At 36.7% G+C, this 2898-nt stretch carries 2 protein-coding genes; both read right to left on the reverse strand.

The window, feature by feature from the left end:
• Window positions 1-301: 301 nt before the first annotated feature.
• Window positions 302-1588 (reverse strand): argininosuccinate lyase, encoded by a 1287-nt coding sequence (gene argH / locus ABFR62_13890; GenBank protein MEN8139509.1) that lies wholly within the window; start codon window positions 1586-1588, stop codon window positions 302-304.
• A gap of 216 nt (window positions 1589-1804) precedes the next feature.
• Window positions 1805-2815 (reverse strand): DUF1887 family CARF protein, encoded by a 1011-nt coding sequence (locus ABFR62_13895; protein MEN8139510.1) that lies wholly within the window; start codon window positions 2813-2815, stop codon window positions 1805-1807.
• Between the last annotated feature and the right edge of the window lie 83 nt (window positions 2816-2898).

Consider the following 2898-nt stretch of genomic DNA (forward strand, 5'->3'; position numbering starts at 1 on the left):
AACTTCGGAAGTTCGCCGTGTGGGGCTCCGGTGTACATCGCTGGGACTGTCGCATCAGCGGATACTCAGTGATATTATTCAACGGTTCATCGGCTAAGCCGAGACACGGTGCTCGCTGAACCTCCTTCGTCGGTTTCCTCTTTTATCTTTTATCTTTCCTCTTTCCTGCCTGACTGAGTCACGCAGGCAGGTATCTTTCCTCTTTTATCTTTTATCTTTTATCTTTTATCTTTTATCTTTTATCTTTTATCTTTCCTGCCTGACTGCGTCACGCAGGCAGGTATCTTTTATCTTTCCTCTGTTACCCCTTCATCGCTTTTTCCATCTTAGCAACCAACAAATCGTTTCTGAGATTCCCCACACTACCAATGTGAGTATGATTTGCTTCACGAACCGGATCGAACTCATTATTGTGAATTTCCAATCCTACTTCTTTATAAGCGTCGCGGAAAGGCATTCCTTCCAAAACCCTTTTGTTTACCTCTTCTACAGAGAATGCGTATTTATACATATCATTTTCGATAACCCCAGTGTTTATTTCAACATTCTCAAACATAAATAAACTCATCTCCAAACAACTTTTTAAAGTAGCTATCGCAGGCACAAAACTCTCTTTAAGCATCTGCAAATCGCGGTGATAACCACTTGTAAGGTTATTTTGAATTAAAGTCAACTCCATTGGCAAAGCCTGTAATTTATTACACTTACCTCTGATTAATTCAAACACATCAGGATTCTTTTTATGCGGCATAATTGACGACCCTGTTGTTAATTCGTCCGGAAAAGTAAGGAATCCGAAGTTCTGACTCATATACAAACAAACGTCAGCACTCATTTTACTCAATGTCCCTGCTACAGATGCTATAGCAAAAGAAATTGATTTTTCAAGCTTACCACGTCCCATTTGTGCTGCAACTGAATTTACCTTTAATTCAGAGAAACCTAACTTCTCGGTTGTAAACTCTCTGTCGATCGGGAATGACGAACCGTAACCGGCAGCCGAGCCAAGAGGATTCTGATCAGCCACTTTATACGCAGCATTAATAAAATACATATCGTCGATCAATGATTCGGCATAAGCACCAAACCACATTCCAAACGATGAAGGCATTGCAACCTGCAGGTGTGTGTATCCAGGTATAAGTGCTTTTTTATATTGCTCACTCAAAGCAATAAACTTATCGAACAAGTCTTTTACTTCCTGCTTTATAGCTCCAAGTTCTACTTTAGAGTACAAGTGAAGATCCACTAAAACCTGATCATTTCGCGAACGTGCAGAGTGAATTTTTTTACCGACATCGCCTAATCGCTCAGTAAGCATATACTCCACACGGGAGTGAACATCTTCGAAATTCTCATCGATCGTAAACTCTCCTCTTTCTATTTCTTCCAGAATTTTATCCAATTCCGGAATAAGAACTTTAATCTCATCATCAGAAATTAATCCGATTTTATTCAGCATCTCGGCATGAGCCTTATTTCCGATTACATCGTACTTAGCCAGTTGTAAATCGAGTTCTCTGTCGTTTCCAACAGTGAAAATGTCTATCTTTTTATCAGTGTCGAATCCTTTACTCCAAAGTTTCATATGTATATAATTTTATATTAAGGTCATATGAAATCCCCAAAAATTAATCATAACAGTTGGTATGCACCCTCCGCTTATTGGGATTTCATATCTCCTTATATTTCTTTATTAACCGTTACGAATTTCATGTTAATTTCTGCAAAAGTATAACAAGCTACAACAAGAAACCAATAACATAAGGGTAAATTAATGTTTCGTTGAATTATTTTCTCTCTATTACTTTATCTCCTCCAAAAAACTGTCATTAACCAGGTCCTCCTGCTGAAAGAATTTTACCTTCAGTGCATCTGCCCTGTTCTGTAAAGAATTGTTTTCATTTTGATTGTAACCTTTAATATCGGCAGTAGTAATGTATATAGATGTTGCCTTTAGTCCGAAATCATCATCCAAAGCCCCCAGCTTATACAAATCCTTTCCAACCTTTTCCCGAAGATTGGATTTTCCGAAATAAGCTTTACATTCAACTATATAAATTGTATCGTTGTATATAAAAACTGCATCGTATTCGTTCTTTGCTTTATCATTCAAAAGCTGAACACCATATGCTATCTGATTTTCGTTCAGCTTGAATTTCCCTTTTATTTTAGAGAACACGTATTCCTCGAACCATCTGCCCGAATAGTACGATCTGTCTTCCGGAAAACTCATTCCTGAGGCCTTTCTTATTTTTTCGATTTTATTTACATCTCCATTATAACTGATAAAATCTTTCATCAAATCTTCGGCGTGCCTTATATTCCGGGATACCCTGCTTTCTTTTTCTATCACCTTTAGATTATAAGATTCCAGATACTCTTTAAGAGTTGTGTATTTTTCGAACCCGGTTTCAGGTTTTTCTATTCGCGGATGGACCTGCCGGTATGTACCTTCTCCTATAGGGACATAGAACATTTTAGCTTTTGTGTATTTCAGGAAATGTGTAATTACTCCAATAGACATCGGTTTAGTTCCTCCGGTAATATTAATCAGGTAATCATCATTCTGTGAAAAATTTGTTTTATTTAAAGCGTCTTCTATCTCATCAAATTTATAACTGCTAACAATAACTTTTTTTACCTTTTCTCCAGCTATATCCAATGCATTTAAGATGGCTGTAGTTTTGTTTTCAGCCTCCATTTCGGTAGTAGAAATAAAAACAAAAACATCTGTACTTTGCTTAAATTCTTTTATAAATCTGATATTGTTTATAGCCTGGTTTCCAACCAGACTTACCAAGACCTTTGCCATAATTATTTTTCTAGAATTATTCCCTTCTACAAATATTGCAATATAAACTTAACTATCGTACACAAAAAGTTGTGTTTTTAAAG

It is taken from the genome of Bacteroidota bacterium, from assembly GCA_039714315.1.
Taxonomy (GTDB): Bacteria; Bacteroidota; Bacteroidia; order Flavobacteriales; family JADGDT01; genus JADGDT01.

Bases quoted from the DNA above. Each gene is read 5' to 3' on its own strand.
- ABFR62_13895 (MEN8139510.1), bottom strand. From the start codon at position 2,815: ATGGCAAAGGTCTTGGTAAGTCTGGTTGGAAACCAGGCTATAAACAAT.
- argH (MEN8139509.1), bottom strand. From the start codon at position 1,588: ATGAAACTTTGGAGTAAAGGATTCGACACTGATAAAAAGATAGACATT.